The organism is Microcoleus sp. B5-D4, from assembly GCF_036705145.1.
Taxonomy (GTDB): domain Bacteria; phylum Cyanobacteriota; class Cyanobacteriia; order Cyanobacteriales; family Microcoleaceae; genus Microcoleus.
Window position 1 is genome coordinate 8,129 of record NZ_JAUBTV010000080.1, and the last position, 17,769, is coordinate 25,897.

Sequence of the window (17,769 nt, forward strand, 5' to 3'; positions counted from 1 at the left end):
ACAGTTGACAGTTGACAGTTGACAGTTGACAGTTGACAGTTGACAGTTGACAGTTGACAGTTGACAGTTGACAGTTGACAGTTGTTTGTTAGAGTGGAGGTTCAAATTCAATGACAAAAGTTTGTTTTTTACCAGATAACGTGACAGTTGAAGCTGAACCAGGAGAGCTTTTGCTAGATGTAGCTAAACGTGCAGGGGTTTCTATTCCTACCGGCTGTCTCATGGGTTCTTGTCACGCTTGCGAAGTAGAAATTGATGGCGGAGATACGATTTGTGCTTGTATTTCCGGCATCCCTTACGGAAAAAAGCAAGTGACAATTAATCTGTATGTTGACCCGACTTGGTAATTTGTTAGTTGACGGTTGACGGTTGACGGTTGACGGTTGACTGACAACTGACAACTGACAACTGACAACTGACTAATTTTTTTGCCATTCTTTCTGTTTTTTTCGAGCCGATTGCAGCCATTTTTGAGCTTCTGGATAAACAGTTGTTCCCGGTTTTACAGATTCTAATTGATTGATAATTTCTTGCAAGTGGCCGAGGGCGTAAGCGGGATTTTGACGGGGAGAATTTACATTATTTTGCAAGGAAGCAAACAAGCTCTTAGCCTGGTTCAAAGCTTCCACTGACTCTCTCTCTGCTGTCAGTCGAATCTTTGTAGTGCCTAAATTATTTTGATATTCAGCTAATTTTGTTTGAGCGTCAAGATAGCCCGGATTATCAAATGTAATTTGGCTGAGTCTCTCAATGGCAGCTTGCCATAAATCTGCGATTTTTTGCCAAGTTTCTGCTGAATGAGGCGGTTTCTGGGATGCTACAGCGGCAGTTAATGCAAATTCTTTTGCTGCTTCGATTAAGTTGTCCGCACGCACCGATCCGGTGGCTACACCGCCCATTGCTTTAAAATCTCTCTCTGCAGCTTGGAGTTTCTGCTGAGCCGTTTCTCCCGCGAGGGTTTCGGCGGGAATTTGATTGAGTTGGTCGATCGCACTTTGCCAATTTACCGTCGCTTTTTGTCTATCCGCAGCCGTTTTTGCTTGCTGATACTGCTGTTTCGCCGCGTTGAGAGTTTGTTCGACTTGATTTAACTGAGTAAAAGCATTTTTTTGCTGGAAAATCTGAGCCTCCATCCGCCCGACCTTTTTGCGGGCGGCTTCAAATTCATCGACTGTAAACCGCCAACGGCAGCGGAAAAATTTGCAGTAAGTTTGTGGATAGTAGCCGAGGAACCACACCGGTAAGGCGTCGAGGTGTTTTTGAGCCTCTTTTGCTTTAATTTCGCCCAAGTCAAAATCAGCGACAGCAGTGGCTTTATTCACCAGTTGATCGGATTGTTCCACAAGGGCGATCGCCTGCCGGTAATTGTGATCCATACTCCTAAAACTCGGCAGCAATAATATCGGCATTGTTTTCGCCACGGGCAAGCGAATCAGGGGAAAAGGTAGGTTAATCAGCCAAATTATCCCCGCTGCACTTCCCAACAAACTCCCAGCAAAGATGATTTTACTGAACAATCCGGGCGGGCGGTTGGCTTTGACGGCTGCTGTGAGAGCTTTTTCGCTGAAGTTGGGAAATTCGTCTTTGAAGGTATCGCGGATTTCTTCTTTTGAGGCGAAAGTGCCATTTTGCGATCGTAACTTCTCCAACCGCTTGAGTACCATCCGTCGGTAGACATCACCGCCTAGACTATCAGCCGCCGCGCACTTGTCAACTTCTGCCCGCAAAATTTCAAAAGCTCGATCGGTAAGACGCGCCATAAAACTCACCTATTCCCTTTTAATTATTTTACAGGTTTCAGTCAAAATAATTGTTAAAATATATAAAGTTTATATCAAATAATCCGAATTAAGTTCATGCCCACTGCTTTAATCACCGGTGCTTCTGGCGGAATTGGTGCAGCCTTTGCCGCCGAATTAGCCAAACGCCAGCACAATCTAATCTTGGTAGCTCGTTCCGAAGACAAATTGCAACAGCTAGCTGCTCAACTGCAACAGGAATTCAATATTTTGGTCGAAATTATCGTTCAAGATTTGACCGCACCAGGAGCCACAAATGCTGTATTTGACGCGGTTGTTAAAAAAGGTTGGACGGTTGATTTGTTGGTGAACAATGCGGGTTTTGGCGATTACGGTGCTTTTGCCGATCGCCCGCTTGGCAAACAACTAACAATGGTGCAACTAAATATTGTAGCATTAGTTGAACTCTCGCACTTATTTTTGCAGGGAATGCGGCAGCGAAAATCAGGAAGTATTATCAATGTTGCCTCGATCGCAGCTTTTCAACCGATGCCGTACTTGTCGATGTATGCAGCGACTAAAGCTTTTGTTTTAAGTTTCAGCGAGGCGCTTTGGGCGGAAAACAAAGATTTAGGAATTGGCGTTTTGTGCCTTTGTCCAGGGCCGACAGAATCGGACTTTTTTGCAGTAGCTGAATTTCCAAAAGCTCTAGCATCCAGCAGCGGACAAAAACTCGTTCCTGCTGCGGAAGTAGTGCGAGATGCTTTGAAAGCTTTAGACAAAAATGAGTCTAATGTTGTCACAGGAGGAATTCCCAATCAAATCATCGTAAATATGCCTCGATTGATGCCGCGAGAACTTTTGGTGAAGTTGGTAGAAAAGGTGTTTCGGCGTTAATTTTTTGCAGGAAAGGCCGCCCGGACATGATATTACGGGCTAATAGCGAAAGTCGGTTGAAATTGAGATATTGCACCATTCTCAAGAACCTGTTTGAGAACAGGCAAGATGCCTGTGCCACTAAAAAAATTAGGTATTGTGGGGAGTAGGGGTTGGGCGTCCCGCCGGCCTTTGGAAACTTATTGGCAGTGGTGCAAAATATGAGTTATACCAATTCCCAGAATTACAAATATCGAGTTAACTGGACTCGATAGCGTTCCTTCTTGGTAACAGCAACTTCCCCAATTTCCAATCTTCCCTTGCCCGTAACAGCAATTAAATCTCCCGACTTGACATTATAACTAGCTTGAGTAACGTCTTTCCAGTTAACTCGCACGTCACCGCTGCCAATTAAATCGGCCATTTTGCTGCGAGACATTGCGAATCCAGCCGAGGCGACAGCATCCAATCTCATGGATGCTTCAACCGTTGTCATTTCTTTCTTTTTGGGTTCTCTAATTTTGAGTTCGCTCAACTCAATGCGGCGCGTTTGTACAGGAACCGATCGCACTTGTTGCAAACTCATCTCCAAATACTCTACCATCTCAGGCATGACAATGGCTTGCGCGCCGCGTTCTCCCAAAACAATCACATCGCCGGTTTTCTCCCGGACAATTCCCGTACCCAACATCGCCCCCAAAAAGTCGCGGTGAGAAGCTGTATCGAACAAGAAATTGCCAGCGATTTCTACCGCAGCAACGTTAACGCTAGCAGAGTCGATCGGGATATCCGATCGCGCGATCGCAATTCTTTGTCTTTCAGCTTGCGGGTAGCCGCCCCAAGCCACTAATTCCACGTCAGTTAAGCGCTTAAATACCGTCAGAGTGTCCGCCAATTCTGGAGGCGACAGAAAATCAGTCAGAGTAACTTCCCAAGTTTTAATTGCTTGTTCCGCTTGGTCGATCGCCCGCGCGACACATTCGCGGTTTTCGATGCCTTTTAACAGTTCTTCTCTTTGTAACATCAGTCAATTTTAGATTCTAATTTGAAATTGCCAAAGCTTGCTGTAACTAAAAAGTCTACTTTTTTAACAGTCGCACTACTTTAATTATAGTCTAAAATCATCAAATAACGATCGTATGATTTTAGTTGCTGGTAAAGCTGATATGATGAGCACGATTATTGTACCAAATCTATGAAGTCTTCGAGTTTAAGTTTTTGCAAGAGCTCGATAGAGTATGGCAGCAAAATTGTCCACCCAACTACTTATTCTTCTTCACCCGCAAATACAGTTCTTCCATCGCCTCAATAAACGAACCATCCTTGTGCCAAAACTGTGGAAAATCTCCCTGTTTCTTCACCACGATCGCACTTACCCCACTTGGCGCTGCCACCTCAATCGTCTGCGGCAATCGCTTCGCACCATGCCAAAACTCTTTCAGGCTGACCGTTTGCGCCTCACTGGCGATCGCCTGCGTGTAATAGGAATCCACCGCCACAGGGGTCGCTGCATCAGCCGTTAACTCGGCAGAAAGCGCCAAGCCCAAAGGCGTTTTTGCCAATTCGCGGTGCAGCACTTCCTTAGAAAGCCCCCGTAATTCAAACAGCAAAAATGGATCTTTGTCCAATTCGGCCGCCACCAAATAATAAACTCCGGCAATATGTTTGCAGGGATTGCTATAGTCTGGGCAAGAGCAAGTGGTTTTAAAGTCCTCGCGGCTGCTGGGTAAAAGGTGCAATCCGAGGGGTGCAAAAGCCTTTTCAATATTGTCGGGCATTTCGTTTAGCAGCAGCCGAGAAAGGAAGCTGGCTTTCGATGCCATTTGGGCGATCGCCATTTGCCACTTTTCCTGACTAATTGGCTCAAACTCAATTTGAGTTGTGTACAGAGGCTCCTTATAAACCCCAAAATAAGGATTAACCGAGCCTCTCACCTGTGCCATCACTAACCCATCATTCATGCCAAAGCTTTTTACCTTGCCGTTTCGTGCATAGGCACGTCCCCGCCCGAGTCGCCCAGAATCAGTAAATCTTTCTAACGCATCGATAAATTTATTGCCCCACCAAGTCCGAGTAAATTGTGACATAAGCTGTTCTGCATTTAAATTGTATATTTCGATGACAATCAAAAATCCTCTCCCTCTCTCCCCCTCTCCCCCTCTCCCTCTCTTATGTTGTTTCTCCTAATCTAAAACTGCATTTTTATTGAGCCTAATTAATTTCTTAAATGCCTCATTATCCAACTCAGTCAACCACGACTCATCAGCACCAATAATTGACCCTGCCAATTTCTTTTTGTCCTCAATCATTTGGTCAATCTTTTCTTCCAAAGTGCCAATCGCCACAAACTTATGCACAAACACATTTTTTTGCTGTCCGATCCGAAACGCCCGATCCGTCGCCTGATCTTCCACCGCCGGATTCCACCAGCGATCGAAATGGAACACGTGATTGGCTTTTGTCAGCGTAATTCCCACGCCGCCCGCCTTCAGTGACAAAATAAATACCGAAGGTTCAGACTCTGGATCTTGAAACTCTGAAATCATCCGTTCCCGTTTTTCGCGACTGGTTCCCCCGTGGATGTAGTAAGTGTTGTAATGTAGCGTTTGTTTAATATATTTTTCCAACGCGCTTCCCAGTTCTGTAAACTGCGTAAATACCAATAAACTTTCGCCTTCTGCTTTGACTTCCTCAATCATCTCGATCAGCCGTTCCAGTTTGTGCGATCGCTCTGGTGTAAACTCACTTTCATCTTGCAAAAACTGGCGCGGATGGTTACAAATTTGCTTCAGCTTCAGCAGTGTCGCCAAAATCATCCCCTTGCGCTTCATCCCTTCCGCCGCGTCAATTTCTTGTTCTACCTCTTTGACGATCGCTTCATAAAGCGAAGCTTGCTCGCGGGTGAGATTGCAGTAGAGCTTTTGCTCCACTTTGTCGGGGAGATCCTGAATAATCGACTTATCGGTTTTCAGACGGCGCAGGATAAAAGGTTCTACTAATTTTTTGAGCGCTGCAGATTGCGTGCGACTCCCATGTTTTTGAATCGGTAATTCAAACAACTTCCGAAACTGCGCCTCTTTACCCAAATATCCGGGATTGAGGAAATTAAAAATTGACCATAAATCCAGCAATCGATTTTCCACCGGTGTTCCCGTCAATGCTAGTCGATGGGTAGCGGGTAACTTTAAAATCGCCTTGGTTTGCGCCGCTTTGGGATTTTTAATATTCTGGGCTTCATCAATTACCACGCGATGCCACGCTACGCTGCTCAACAGCTTCTCATCTTTTCGCACCAAGGTAAAGGAAGTAATCAACATATCGCAACCTTGGACGGCGGCTTTAAATGCTTTGGCATCTTGCAAACGTTGAGGGCCGTGGTGAATCAGCGATCGCAATTCTGGAGCAAATTTTTCCATTTCCTTTTGCCAGTTACCAACTACGGATGTGGGCGCAATTAGCAGCGTGGGTAGAACCGAAGGTGCGATCGCTTTTTCTGTCTCTTTTTCTGTCTCTTTTGTAATAGATAAAACTTCCCGCTCTTGCAATAATCGAGCAATTACCTGCGCCGATTTACCCAAACCCATATCATCGGCAAGACAGCCATTTAATCCCAAACTTTCCAAATAACTCAACCAAGAAACGCCGCGCTTTTGGTAATCCCGTAACTTGCCATGAAACTTTGCCGGATCTGCAATTAACTCTAACCGACTCTTATCGTTCAGCTTCTCCAACATATCCGATAAAGCCCGATCGCGCTCCACCTCTAACTCTTCACTAGCTTCTCCTTCTGCCGTCAACTTCATAAAGTCAATCAAGCTGACATCGGGATTCTCTTCGCGATGTTTTTGCCAAAAACTCAGCATCTCCTGCATTTTATCTTTGTCCAGTTCCATCCATTGTCCTCGGAACTGCACCAGCGGTGTTTTGCTATTTACTAACGCCTGCCATTCTTGTTCGCTAACCCGTTCACCCCCGATCGCCAATTCATATTGATATTCCACCAAGGAATCCGCCGAAAACAATCCTTTGCCCTTGATTGCAGCGCTTTTGCTGCCCTTCCCTTTGACTTGCAGGCGAATCTTTGCCCGCTGTCGTCCCTTCGGCGTCCACCAAGCGGGGACAATCACTTTATATCCGGCATCTTCTAATACCCAAGCGGACTCGCTGAGAAAGGTGAAAGCATCATCTAAGCTGAGGGTAATGTTAGCAGGTTGGTCGGTTTCTAGCCCTTGCCAAAGTTGGGGATAAATGCGGGCAGCGTAGCCGAGATTTGTCAGCAAATGTTGCTCAAAGTTGTCTCCGAATTGTGTTTGCAACTGTTTTTGTTGAGTCGATCGCGATCGCCAATAATCCTGCAACGGCAGCCGCAGAGATGGGTCTTTTTTCGCAGCCACCTGAAACTCTAAAACCCAAGGCTGTTCGGGGTTTTCGGGGGATTGTAGTTGAAAGCAGAGGGAGAATGAGTCAGCAGATTGATTGCGCGTAATGCGATCGCGCCAGGTTTGCCATTGCCGGTATTGTTCAAGGCTTACTCGCGCGATTTTTCGTGTTTGGTTGAGGCAGATTTGGAGTAAAGAATCCGCAATCTTATTTTCAAACGATGCTGGGATAGGGGTTTGAGTGACAATTTCCGCGATCGCACACTCGGAAAAATGCCGCAGCAACCGTTCGCGATCGTAGAACTTTGGTGTATCTTGTAGCTGGATCTTCCGAAAACCGGACACACAAACTAAAGGCATCCATTCAACATAGCGTTGTAAATCAGTTTCGTACTGTGTTGAAACAATTTCCCATCCCGGATAAATCTCAAAGCTGGGTTCAATTTTGGCAGGTGTTTTTGGAGTTTTTGCAGTTGTTTTGGTTTTTGTCTCGCCCGCTTTCTTACGCCCGCGCGTGGCTTTCTCAGCGGGTTCGGATGTTTCGATAGGTGCGATCGCGATCGGAGCAGTTTCTCGATAGCGCAACGCCGGAATATAATGATCTTTCAGAACAATTTGCTTAAAACTTTGGGTGTAGTGATACCAAAATAGCAAGTCTGAACCAAACTGAACTTCTGCTAAATCGTAGAGGGCAAAAAAATGCAGATCGTTCAATACTTTAGTCAAAGTGTGGGTGGCGATGGACACACAATCAACTTCCCAATACTCCAACTCAAATGTTTCGGGTAACTCTGTCTCTAAATATCGCGCAAGTTCTAAAGAGGGCAAAGGCTGGTTGTCGGCAGTGGGAAGTAAAAAATACCGAGGGACGATCGCGTATTCTCGCCCCATCGCACTTGTATTGCTGACTGCTGACAGTTGAATCCCGGCTTCTTTCGTTAGAAACTCTCTTAACTGTGCCGTCTCCAATTGTCGGGGATGAACCTTAGCAGGCTGTTTTTTCTTTTCAGTGGTTTCAACCCAAAGACAAAAAGTTCCACCTTGAACAAAACTCTCTTCTGTTTGAGGAATCCAAGTCCCGTGGAGGATTTTCATAGGTTATACCAAACGCAACCTTTGGCAGCCTATCATATCATGAATGAGTGGGAAAAGATAAGACGGCGGTTGAAACCGCTGCTATACAAACGATGTCCGCATCCGCAGACTAAAGAGAATAACGTAATTTTACCGCGCTATATTTAACCCGCGTCGGCGGGTTTTGCTTGTGTAGACGCGGTTTCAACCGCCGAGTCCTCTTTAACCACCCTCTGCGGGTTTGGACTTGATAGATGCAGTTTCAACCGCCGAGTCTTATTAGACCTCTTGCAAAAAATCCTTTTCATCAATTGATAGGACGGGCAATATGCCCATCCCACAAGAAAAAATAAATTTTGTGGGATGGGCATCTTGCCCGTCCTAATTATTTTTGCAAGAGGTCTATTACAAATTTAGAAAATATCAGTTAAATCCAACACAAAACCGGGTAGTACATCTTCACCGGACAGAGTTGCAGGCGAGTCTAAAATTTCCACATCTGAACCTTGACGGGAGATTTCTACTTTTCTATTTTTGCGATCGAGCAACCATCCCAACCTCGCTCCATTTTTCACATATACTTTCATTTTAGCCCGCAATTTTTCTAGCGAGTCAGTAGTCGAACGCAATTCCACCACAAAATCGGGACAAATCGGCGCAAATTTCTTTTTTTCTTCAGCAGTTAAAGCATCCCACCTGTCGCGCCGAATCCAAGCAGCATCGGGAGAAATATCTGTACCGTCGGGCAGCTTAAATCCAGTTGAAGAATCAAAAGCAATTCCCAAATGCTTATTTTGTCTGCTCCAAGATTGAAGTTGATAGGATAAGTCAATGTTGAAATTACCAGTTTCGCTACCCGTAGGTGGCATAATAATCAATCCTCCACTAGCAGTCCGTTCAAATCTTAAATCCCGGTTGTCAATACACAACTGAAAAAACTGCTCGTCAGTTAATTCCAGCGTTAATTCTAGGGGAGAATCTAGGGGGATAGTTTGTGATTCCATAACTGCCTCCAAATATTACACGAGTTGAATGTCAACAGTCAACAGTCAACAGTCAACAGTCAACTGTTAACAAACAAATAACTAAGTCTCTGTATAACCTTGGATATTTTCCGGTTTAAACTGCTGCAAAATCTTCGCAGCTTTCCCAGTCAAATCATCAGTACCCTTAACCGCAATCAAAAATTTACCGGCATTCAAACGGTTGCGGTAGGGCAAAGCATCGCCACTACCAAAAGCCATACCGCCGGCGCCTCCAACAAACACACTGCCCATCGCAGCGGCGATCGCACCGAGTACGCCGCCGATCGCGTGATCGCCAATTTCCCCCGCCCAGGCAAAAGTCTTCAACTGAGTAATCAAGCTGAAAGTAACCCCAGCAATAAAGCCAAAGGGAATCAGCCAAATAGCCATGAGTTTAGCTTGTTTCTTCGCTTGCTGGTTCGGGTCGATCAAGCCAAATTCATCAGCAGTTTTGTAGCCGCGGCCCAAAATACTCACTTGCTTCATGGGCAAGCCTTCTTTTTCGAGAGCACAGTAGGCAGCTTCGGCTTGAATTCGATCGGGCAGTACAGCGATAAGATAATTCATAAAAAATACTCGGTAAGTGGGAAACGAGCGTGGCTTTAGCCCGCTAGTGGAAAACGACCAGGCGATTTCAATCGCCTTAATTCCCCTTACGGGGCACAGAGGGAATTTAATACAACCTCTCCGATTTTTTGAGGTATGGTTGCCTCAACTCCCTTGCGGGGTAAAGTTAGCCTCGCCAATGTTATAAAGGCTTGTTAGGCTGGCAGCACTGTTTCAGTGACTTTAAAACTGTTTAACCACCAGCGACAGAGCGGGGGACTAGCTTCGCATCCCAGGGTGTCATGACCTAAATAACGTAGTCAGTTAAGACTGAGGCTGGTCAGTACAGCTTGCTTTGATTGCTCTTACAAGCTCAGTGGCTTTAGCCCTGAGTTACTGACTAGAAAACAATTCCTGATAGTTAGGCTTGAATAGCCAAAGTCTATTGTAGACCGAAAAGACATACTAGCTAAGCAGTTGGAGGATTTTAACAGGGTCGTAAAGTCCGATCGCCCGCAAAGCTAAAATATTTCATGCAAAAAACGGCCGACCTTGACCGAATACAGATACAATTCAAACTGCACAAAGGCAAGCTTGAGCTGAGCTGTTAGATACTGCTCTAAGTGTAAGTCTCAACTTTGAGCTCGCCAACGCTCGGTCTATTTTTACTATTGCACTCAATTGCTTGCTATGCCTAAAGTTCTAGTATCCGATCCGATCGACCAAGCCGGAATTGACATCCTCTCCCAAGTCGCGCAAGTTGACGTAAACACAGGACTCTCAGCCGAACAACTGGTAAAAATTATTCCAGATTACGACGCTTTAATGATCCGTTCTGGCACCCAAGTTACCAAAGAAATCATAGAAGCCGGGAATTCACTTAAAATTATCGGCAGAGCCGGCGTCGGCGTAGATAATGTCGATGTACCCGCCGCTACCCGCAAAGGAATTGTAGTCGTCAATTCCCCCGAAGGCAACACGATCGCCGCCGCCGAACACGCCCTCGCCATGATGCTCTCGATGTCCCGCCACATCCCGGAAGCTAACGAATCCGTCAAAGGGGGTAAATGGGAACGCAACCGCTTTCTGGGCGTAGAAGTTTACAAAAAAACCCTCGGCATCGTCGGTTTGGGCAAAATCGGCTCCCACCTCGCCGCCGCAGCCAAAGCAATGGGCATGAAACTGCTGGCCTACGATCCCTTCATTTCGACCGAAAGAGCCGATCAGTTGGGCTGCCGCTTGGTAGAACTCGAACTGCTGATGCGCGAATCGGACTACATCACCCTGCACATCCCCAAAACGCCGGAAACCCTGCACTTAATTAACGCTGAAGTGCTGTCGAAAATGAAGCCCACGGCCCGCATCATAAACTGCGCCAGAGGCGGCATCATCGACGAAGCAGCCCTCGCAGAAGCGATAAAAGAAGGCAAGATTGCCGGCGCCGCGATCGACGTTTACGAACACGAACCCCTCGAAGCCGATTCCCCGTTGCGGAGTGTCGGCCAGAACATCGTGCTGACACCCCACTTGGGAGCATCCACAGCGGAAGCTCAGGTGAATGTGGCGATCGACGTGGCTGAACAAATTCGCGATGTACTGTTGGGATTGCCCGCGCGATCGGCTGTTAACATACCAGGAATTTACCCAGACTCGATCGAAAAACTCAAACCCTACTTGCAACTCGCCGAAACCCTAGGCAACCTCGTCAGCCAGCTAGCCGGAGGCCGAGTCGATTACCTCAACGTTCAACTGCAAGGCGAATTGGCCAGCAACCAAAGCCAGCCCGTAGTCGTTGCCGCCCTCAAAGGCCTGCTCTCCCAAGCCCTGCGAGAGCGTGTTAACTACGTCAACGCCAGCATCGAAGCCAAAGAACGCGGAATTCGCGTCGTCGAAACCAGAGACGCCTCAATTCGCGACTACACCGGCTCCCTGCACCTCTCGGCCAAGGGAACCCTCGGCGAACACACCGTGACAGGTGCAGTGCTCGGCGAAAGCGAAATTCGGATTACCAGTGTTGACGATTTCCCGGTCAACGTTTCCCCCACTCACCATATGCTGTTTACCCTGCACCGCGATATGCCGGGGATTATTGGCAAAATTGGTTCCCAATTGGGCAGTTTTAATGTCAATATTGCCAGTATGCAGGTAGGCCGTAAAATCGTGCGAGGCGATGCGGTGATGGTTTTGAGCCTCGATGACCCTCTACCAGAAGGGATACTGGCTGAGATCCTAAAAGTTCCGGGAATTCGGGATGCTTACACGGTAAATCTTTGACGGATTTTGGAGTTTAGATTTTGGATGCCAGGGCTGATAATTGGTAATGGGTAATTGGTCATTGGTAATTGGCCTGAAAGCGGGAATTTTTCTATTAGCCAATCCTCCTTCCTCACTCCCCACTTCCCAGTCTCCAGTTCCCCTCTCGCAATCTAAAATCTAAAATCTAAAATCTAAAATCGTTATGGCACATAGCTGGTGGGAAATTAGAATTCTTTGCGATCCGGCGCTGGAAGATATCATCTTTTGGCGTCTGGAACGATTTAACTGTCAGGGAACTGCTACTGAGATCAAAAGCAATTCCTGCCTGATGTCGGCTTATTTGCCCGAAGAACAGGCAGGATTGCTGGATTTGGCCGCTCTGTCTCTGTGGCTGCGCCAAGATGCTCTGTGTGCAGGTTTGCCCCTACCTGCGATGCAGTGGGATTTGATTGAAGATGAAGACTGGGGCAGCACTTGGAAGGAGCACTGGCAGCCTCAAGAAGTGGGCGATCGCTTTTTAATTAATCCGGCTTGGCTGCCCCCACCGACTGATACCGATCGCGTCATTTTGCGTTTAGATCCGGGTGTGGCTTTCGGTACTGGTGCTCACGCTACTACTCAACTTTGTCTGGAGTCGCTGGAAATGCGGCTCGGTTTTGATGACAAAGAGTGCATCGTTGCTGATATCGGCTGCGGATCGGGTATTTTGTCGATCGGCGCGGTGTTGTTGGGCGCTACAAAAGTTTATGCTTTGGATACTGATCCTTTGGCTGTGCGATCGACCATTAGCAACAGACTACTCAACCGCGTTAATTCTCAGCAGTTGGTTGCAGAGCTCGGAAGTATCGATCGCTTGAAAGAAATGGTAGATGAGCCGATCGACGGTTTGATCTGCAACATTTTAGCAGAAGTAATCATTGATTTAATCCCGCAGTTCACTGCAATTAGCAAACCCACTACTTGGGGCGTGCTCAGCGGCATTTTGCTCGAACAAGCTAAGCCAATTGCTGATACTCTCGAACAGCATGGCTGGATTGTCGCTACTCTGTGGAAGCGCCAAGATTGGTGTTGTTTTAATATTCGGCGTAGTTAACAATATGGTAATTGCTAATTCCTAATTGCTAATTGGTAATTTTGAATTCATGTTTCATCTTTGGGAAGTGAATTTATTTAAATAAATGTCGCACCTGAAAATAAACCGCGCCAGCCCAGTAAAAACCATTCACCAAAATCAACAACGTTTTTCCAACATAAGAATTAACAAAACCCAAAACGCGGTAAGTTGACAGCAGCACTAACAACATTTCCACCACAGAAACAATTGACCCGTAGTGCTTCCTATCCCAATAAGAAAACGGACTGATAAAACGGTAATTGCTGAACGGAAAAAAGTGCCTGTGAGCGTCGTCATTGTGGACGGGCAAATCCCCCAGAGAGTGTAGTATCATACTGATAAACAAAATTTGCACACTTTGCCAGCCAAAGTAATAAGCAATTAGCAAACCAATAACCGCAAGGGGAATTGAATGAAACAGAGCCACAATATCTTGCACAAAAGGCTCATAATATGCTTTTGACCAAATTGTAGCTGCGGGCAAGCGAGCAATGTATTTCGCCCAAACGTAAAATAAAAATATCGGAATATCCGGCAAAATTCCGCCGATCGCAATAATGAGATTAGCTTGCGGCAGTTGCGGTTTGCCAAGAATTGCCAGATTGATAATAGCGTGGCTGGGAGTCTTCATCAGTAGGGAGCGTCAACTAGGATTATCTTATTCATAATGAATCAGATATTAGACATCTCCCATAATTGTTGTGGAACAGGCATCCTGCCTGTTCTTGAATATCATTTTGGGAAATGTCTATTGGCTGACACACCCTACGTGTGAGATAATTGGCTCCGGTTACAAGAAAGGTTGCACTCGATCAATCAACTGCGCCGCTTGCACCACTCCCTCAATGCGATCGACCTCAGCGCCATTTTTGAACAACACCAAAGTCGGCAAAGCATAAATGTGATGCTGCGACGCCAACTGTTCGTACTTATCGGTGTCAATTTTGACAACCATCAGCTTGTCTTTCATCTGACCACTCACTTGTTCCAAAATCGGTGCCATCATCTGACAAGGCCCGCACCAAGTAGCGTAAAAATCTACCAACACCGGCAAGTCAGAGCCCGATAGTAACTCTTCAAAACTGCTGAACTGTTTTTGAACTGCCATAAGACAAAATAATTTTTTGGGTTCTGGCTCGATTTTAGTGCAAAATTCTCTGGTAGATTGCGAGGATACAATTATGGAACTATTACCAGAGACTTTTCAGAGATTGCGGGGTCAAGTTGCTGTCGTGACCGGTGCGTCGCGGGGAATCGGTCGCGCCGTTGCTTTAACCCTAGCAGCAGAAGGCGCTAAAGTCGCCGTCAACTATGCCAGTTCGAGTGCTGCTGCTGATGAGGTGGTAGCAGAAATAGTCGCTGCTGGAGGAGAAGCTGTCGCACTTGCAGCAGATGTCTCGAAAACTGACCAAGTAGATTTACTCACCAGTAATGTCATGCAAAAATGGGGACGAATTGACATTTTGGTGAACAATGCCGGCATTACTCGCGATACTTTGCTGCTGCGGATGAAGTTGGAAGATTGGCAAGCGGTAATTGATTTGAATTTAACTGGCGTGTTTTTGTGTGCGAAAGCTGCGAGTAAAATCATGCTGAAACAGCGAAGCGGCCGAATTATTAATATTGCTTCGGTTGCTGGGCAAATGGGCAATCCCGGACAAGCTAATTACAGTGCGGCGAAGGCTGGGGTAATTGGGTTTACTAAAACTGTGGCGAAGGAGTTGGCGAGTCGCGGGATTACTGTGAATGCAGTTGCACCGGGTTTTATCACTACAGATATGACTAAGGATGTCAAGTCTGATGAGATTTTGAAATATATTCCGCTGGGGAGATACGGGGAAGTTGAGGAAGTTGCGGGGATGGTGAAGTTTTTGGCTGCGGATGCGGCGGCGGCTTATATAACCGGGCAGGTTTTTAATGTGGATGGGGGGATGGTGATGGCTTAGGATTTCGGGATTTTTTTAACCGCAGATATCGCACAGGTAAGATGCCTAGATATCGCACAGGTAAGATGCCTAGATATCGCACAGGCAAGATGCCTAGATATCGCACAGGCAAGATGCCTGTGCCACTATGAAAGCGGATATCTGCGGTTAACAATTATTTTAAGGCGGCACGCAACTGATGGAGGACTTTTTTGTATTTTGCAATGCGTTGAAAATCTGCCTCTGTCGGATTGGCGATGCGACGAATATCGAGGTTATGAGTAACATCAGCGATTTTGACTCGCAATGCGATCGGGTTGGCAATCACACGTTCTAAATAAGCTGGATAAGCTTCTCCTTCTATTTTGGTGATCGCCTCGATCGCCGAGACGATTACTTCCGGAAAGCCTTCGCTTCTAAGTTGCTCAAGTGTAAGTTCAGAATCTTCGACAGCATCGTGTAGAACCGCTACGATTTTCTGCTCTAGAGAATTTACATTTTCCATCACAGCGAGCGGATGATCTAGATAGGGATTGCCTGCCTTATCAACTTGCCCCTCATGAGCTTTTGCGGCGATCGCGATCGCTCGTTGTAGTAATGATTCGTACTCTGAATTCGTATTTGACAACATCGTCAAAGAAGTTCTCTATTAAAGTTTCATTCCCCTCGCGGGGAAAACTTAGTGTAGGAGTTTTTATTTTAAATATTCCTGCAACAATTTCCAAGCCCTTTGAGTACCTTCCCCTGCGTTGACTTTTTCAAAATCTACATCTTTTCTCAAAACTACCAAACCCACACCTTCTTTGATTTCTATTTTATCACTCTCGCTCACTCTCGCCAAAAAAAGGTGGTTTTTTTGTAAAATTTTTCTCTCATTTTGAGTCTTTTGGTGAGTAAAAGTTGTGCTCAACTCCATTTTGTAATAATTGGTTGTGAGGCAAGTTTCTTCCTCCATTTCTCGCAGGGCTGCCTGCTGTGGACTTTCTCCAATGTCCACGCCACCACCAAAAGTAGAAAGCCTTCCTTGACTGGCCATAGCTGGAATATTATCTCGCAGTTGTGCCCCAATCTGACCGTTGGGGAGCATGAGAAAAATGCGTAACTGATCACCGCAACTGCGTTGCGGTATCGCCAGTGATATCAGCGATAGCTACGCACTCGAGTTGTAGATGGTGTTGTGCATTTAAACTGAATGTCACAAAACAATCCCCTTGGGGTGGGGTGGGCGTCCCGCCCGCCCAGAATATGCAATTTAAATGCGTGACAGCTTATCTCAATCAAATTTTTAATGGCTCCCCGCAACGCCGTCTTACCTCAGCTTTTGACCTGGTATTTTACCAGGTGGGTACCGTTGGCTCGGACTTAAAGTTTCTGGGTACAAGCCCAGTTTACTGCTGTCCAAACATCTTGATTCCCGAGAGTTAAGAGTTATAGATCAAAAAAACATTATTGGCAGTCACCAACGTCGCAGTAGAACCTTTATTTAATATATACCAACTAACCTGATTTTGGCAAGCTTCGAGCAATTTAACTTGCATACCAGATAGATTCAACGGTTTGAGCGATCGCCAGTGCTTGCGATCGCCCCTGAGCCACCTTGTCCGCGTCGAACACAACTGTAACGTGACCGAGTTTGCGGCCGGGACGCGATTCTTTCTTACCATACCAATGGACAAAAGCACCGCTAATTTGTGCCAGTTGTTTTCTTTTTGCTAAATAATCGGACTGGGCAGACTCGTAGCCTAGCAAATTTACCATGACAGCACCTGCACATTTCAGATCCGAATTACCTAAAGGCAGTTGACAAACTGCGCGCAAATGCTGTTCAAATTGTGAAGTTTCGCAGGCATCGATCGTAAAATGTCCCGAGTTGTGGGTGCGGGGTGCAATTTCATTGACTAACAGCTTATTATCGGTGGTTAAAAATAATTCAATGCCGAAGACGCCGACAGCTTGCAAACTGTTGAGGAGAGTGCGGGCGATCGCACAAGCTTCAGTTTTTACCTCTAAACTAATATCAGCGGGCGCAATCACCAGATGACAAACCTGATTTTGCTGTTGAGTTTCCACGATCGGATAAATCGCAATTTCCCCAGTTGCCGATCGAGCTGCAATCACAGCCAACTCGCGATCGAACGGCACAAACTCTTCCACTAGCAAAGACTGACCTTGGAGTTTAGCACGAATTGACTCAAAACTCCCCCGATCCTTAACAATAAAAGTACCTTGGCCGTCATAACCGTGGCGGCGAACTTTGACCACAAAGGGAAAGTCGATCGATCCAGCATCCGAGTCTCCTACAATCTGCACGCTGTCGGAAACAGAAATTGCCCGACAGTCGATCATCGCCACCGCCTTAAACAATTCTGGGGGCAAATCCGCGCTGCAATCCCATTCCCAAAACCGGGGAGTTGGCAAACCCAAACCTTGTAAATAACAGCGTTGAACGTACTTATCCAACAAAGGAGAAAGCGACGACAAACTCGGCTGAAATAACACACCTTGCTCTTCTAGCGGTCGCAAACCATCCAAATCCACAAACTCATTTTCAAAAGTAATAACATCGCAGCCAGCCGCCAATTGAGCCGTAGCCAAAACATCATCAACAGCAGCCAAAACAGCACCAGCAGCAACAGAAACTGCCGGGTCAGTAGCATTAGGAGTTTGTACTACCAATTCAATACCGAGCGCCCTAGCAGCCTCCCCCATCATCGAAGCTAGCTGGCCGCCGCCGACAACGCCCACCCGCTTAAATTTGGCAAACGAACTCGCAGCGGTTGGATTTGATTTCATGTGAGTAAAATTCCGCAAAGTTAACCAGCCTATCTTATCGCT

16 protein-coding genes and 1 other RNA gene are annotated in these 17,769 nt (G+C 46.4%); 5 read left to right on the plus strand and 12 right to left on the minus strand.

Going from position 1 to position 17,769, the window contains the following annotated elements:
• The first annotated feature begins 110 nt into the window (after positions 1-110).
• Positions 111-347 (plus strand): 2Fe-2S iron-sulfur cluster binding domain-containing protein, encoded by a 237-nt coding sequence (locus tag QUB10_RS27045; RefSeq protein ID WP_333098507.1) that lies wholly within the window; start codon positions 111-113, stop codon positions 345-347.
• Between the two features lie 72 nt (positions 348-419).
• Here the strand turns inward: QUB10_RS27045 and QUB10_RS27050 are convergent, their stop codons facing one another.
• The gene (locus QUB10_RS27050) at positions 420-1,760 is read right to left on the minus strand and encodes a hypothetical protein (RefSeq protein ID WP_333206258.1); all 1,341 of its coding nucleotides are present in this window, start codon (positions 1,758-1,760) and stop codon (positions 420-422) included.
• Positions 1,761-1,856: 96 nt separating this feature from the next.
• On the opposite strand from QUB10_RS27050, the gene QUB10_RS27055 reads away from it, so the two are divergent.
• Positions 1,857-2,636 carry an SDR family oxidoreductase gene (locus tag QUB10_RS27055; protein ID WP_333206260.1) on the plus strand — a complete coding sequence of 260 codons (780 nt, stop codon included), beginning with the start codon at positions 1,857-1,859 and terminating at the stop codon, positions 2,634-2,636.
• 223 nt (positions 2,637-2,859) lie between these two features.
• Here QUB10_RS27055 and QUB10_RS27060 read toward each other — a convergent pair whose 3' ends face one another.
• The 5 genes from QUB10_RS27060 to QUB10_RS27080 all read right to left on the minus strand — a co-directional run bounded on the left by QUB10_RS27060 (position 2,860) and on the right by QUB10_RS27080 (position 9,660).
• Positions 2,860-3,639 carry a photosystem II S4 domain protein gene (locus QUB10_RS27060; RefSeq protein ID WP_333057868.1) on the minus strand — a complete coding sequence of 260 codons (780 nt, stop codon included), beginning with the start codon at positions 3,637-3,639 and terminating at the stop codon, positions 2,860-2,862.
• 238 nt (positions 3,640-3,877) lie between these two features.
• The gene (locus tag QUB10_RS27065; protein WP_333206262.1) at positions 3,878-4,702 is read right to left on the minus strand and encodes an SWIM zinc finger family protein; all 825 of its coding nucleotides are present in this window, start codon (positions 4,700-4,702) and stop codon (positions 3,878-3,880) included.
• A 96-nt stretch (positions 4,703-4,798) separates the two neighbouring features.
• On the minus strand, positions 4,799-8,089 hold the full coding sequence (locus QUB10_RS27070) for a DEAD/DEAH box helicase (protein ID WP_333206263.1): 3,291 nt from the start codon (positions 8,087-8,089) through the stop codon (positions 4,799-4,801).
• Positions 8,090-8,481: 392 nt separating this feature from the next.
• On the minus strand, positions 8,482-9,072 hold the full coding sequence (locus QUB10_RS27075; RefSeq protein ID WP_333206265.1) for a Uma2 family endonuclease: 591 nt from the start codon (positions 9,070-9,072) through the stop codon (positions 8,482-8,484).
• 81 nt (positions 9,073-9,153) lie between these two features.
• The gene (locus tag QUB10_RS27080; RefSeq protein WP_333206267.1) at positions 9,154-9,660 is read right to left on the minus strand and encodes a hypothetical protein; all 507 of its coding nucleotides are present in this window, start codon (positions 9,658-9,660) and stop codon (positions 9,154-9,156) included.
• Positions 9,661-10,329: 669 nt separating this feature from the next.
• On the opposite strand from QUB10_RS27080, the gene serA reads away from it, so the two are divergent.
• Together serA and prmA are read left to right on the plus strand one after the other, a co-directional pair.
• Complete coding sequence (gene serA, locus QUB10_RS27085; RefSeq protein WP_333206269.1) at positions 10,330-11,913, plus strand: phosphoglycerate dehydrogenase; 1,584 nt, start codon at positions 10,330-10,332, stop codon at positions 11,911-11,913.
• 184 nt (positions 11,914-12,097) lie between these two features.
• Positions 12,098-12,988 (plus strand): 50S ribosomal protein L11 methyltransferase, encoded by an 891-nt coding sequence (prmA, locus tag QUB10_RS27090; RefSeq protein ID WP_333206271.1) that lies wholly within the window; start codon positions 12,098-12,100, stop codon positions 12,986-12,988.
• A gap of 73 nt (positions 12,989-13,061) precedes the next feature.
• Here prmA and QUB10_RS27095 read toward each other — a convergent pair whose 3' ends face one another.
• Together QUB10_RS27095 and trxA are read right to left on the minus strand one after the other, a co-directional pair.
• Entirely contained in the window at positions 13,062-13,640 is a 579-nt protein-coding gene (locus tag QUB10_RS27095; RefSeq protein ID WP_333155099.1) for a hypothetical protein, read from the minus strand.
• Positions 13,641-13,799: 159 nt separating this feature from the next.
• Entirely contained in the window at positions 13,800-14,117 is a 318-nt protein-coding gene (gene trxA / locus QUB10_RS27100) for a thioredoxin (RefSeq protein ID WP_333155098.1), read from the minus strand.
• A gap of 73 nt (positions 14,118-14,190) precedes the next feature.
• Between trxA and fabG the strand changes: the two genes are divergently transcribed.
• On the plus strand, positions 14,191-14,955 hold the full coding sequence (fabG, locus tag QUB10_RS27105; RefSeq protein WP_333155097.1) for a 3-oxoacyl-[acyl-carrier-protein] reductase: 765 nt from the start codon (positions 14,191-14,193) through the stop codon (positions 14,953-14,955).
• A 154-nt stretch (positions 14,956-15,109) separates the two neighbouring features.
• Here fabG and QUB10_RS27110 read toward each other — a convergent pair whose 3' ends face one another.
• The 4 genes from QUB10_RS27110 to QUB10_RS27125 form a co-directional block, all read right to left on the minus strand.
• Positions 15,110-15,565, minus strand: a complete 456-nt coding sequence (locus QUB10_RS27110; RefSeq protein WP_333206272.1) for an HD domain-containing protein — start codon at positions 15,563-15,565, stop codon at positions 15,110-15,112.
• Between the two features lie 63 nt (positions 15,566-15,628).
• On the minus strand, positions 15,629-16,021 hold the full coding sequence (locus QUB10_RS27115; protein ID WP_333206273.1) for an NUDIX domain-containing protein: 393 nt from the start codon (positions 16,019-16,021) through the stop codon (positions 15,629-15,631).
• Between the two features lie 202 nt (positions 16,022-16,223).
• Positions 16,224-16,411: non-coding RNA, 6S RNA (ssrS, locus tag QUB10_RS27120), on the minus strand.
• 50 nt (positions 16,412-16,461) lie between these two features.
• A complete protein-coding gene (locus tag QUB10_RS27125) occupies positions 16,462-17,727 on the minus strand; it encodes a 5-(carboxyamino)imidazole ribonucleotide synthase (RefSeq protein WP_333206274.1) in 1,266 nt (421 codons plus the stop codon).
• Between the last annotated feature and the right edge of the window lie 42 nt (positions 17,728-17,769).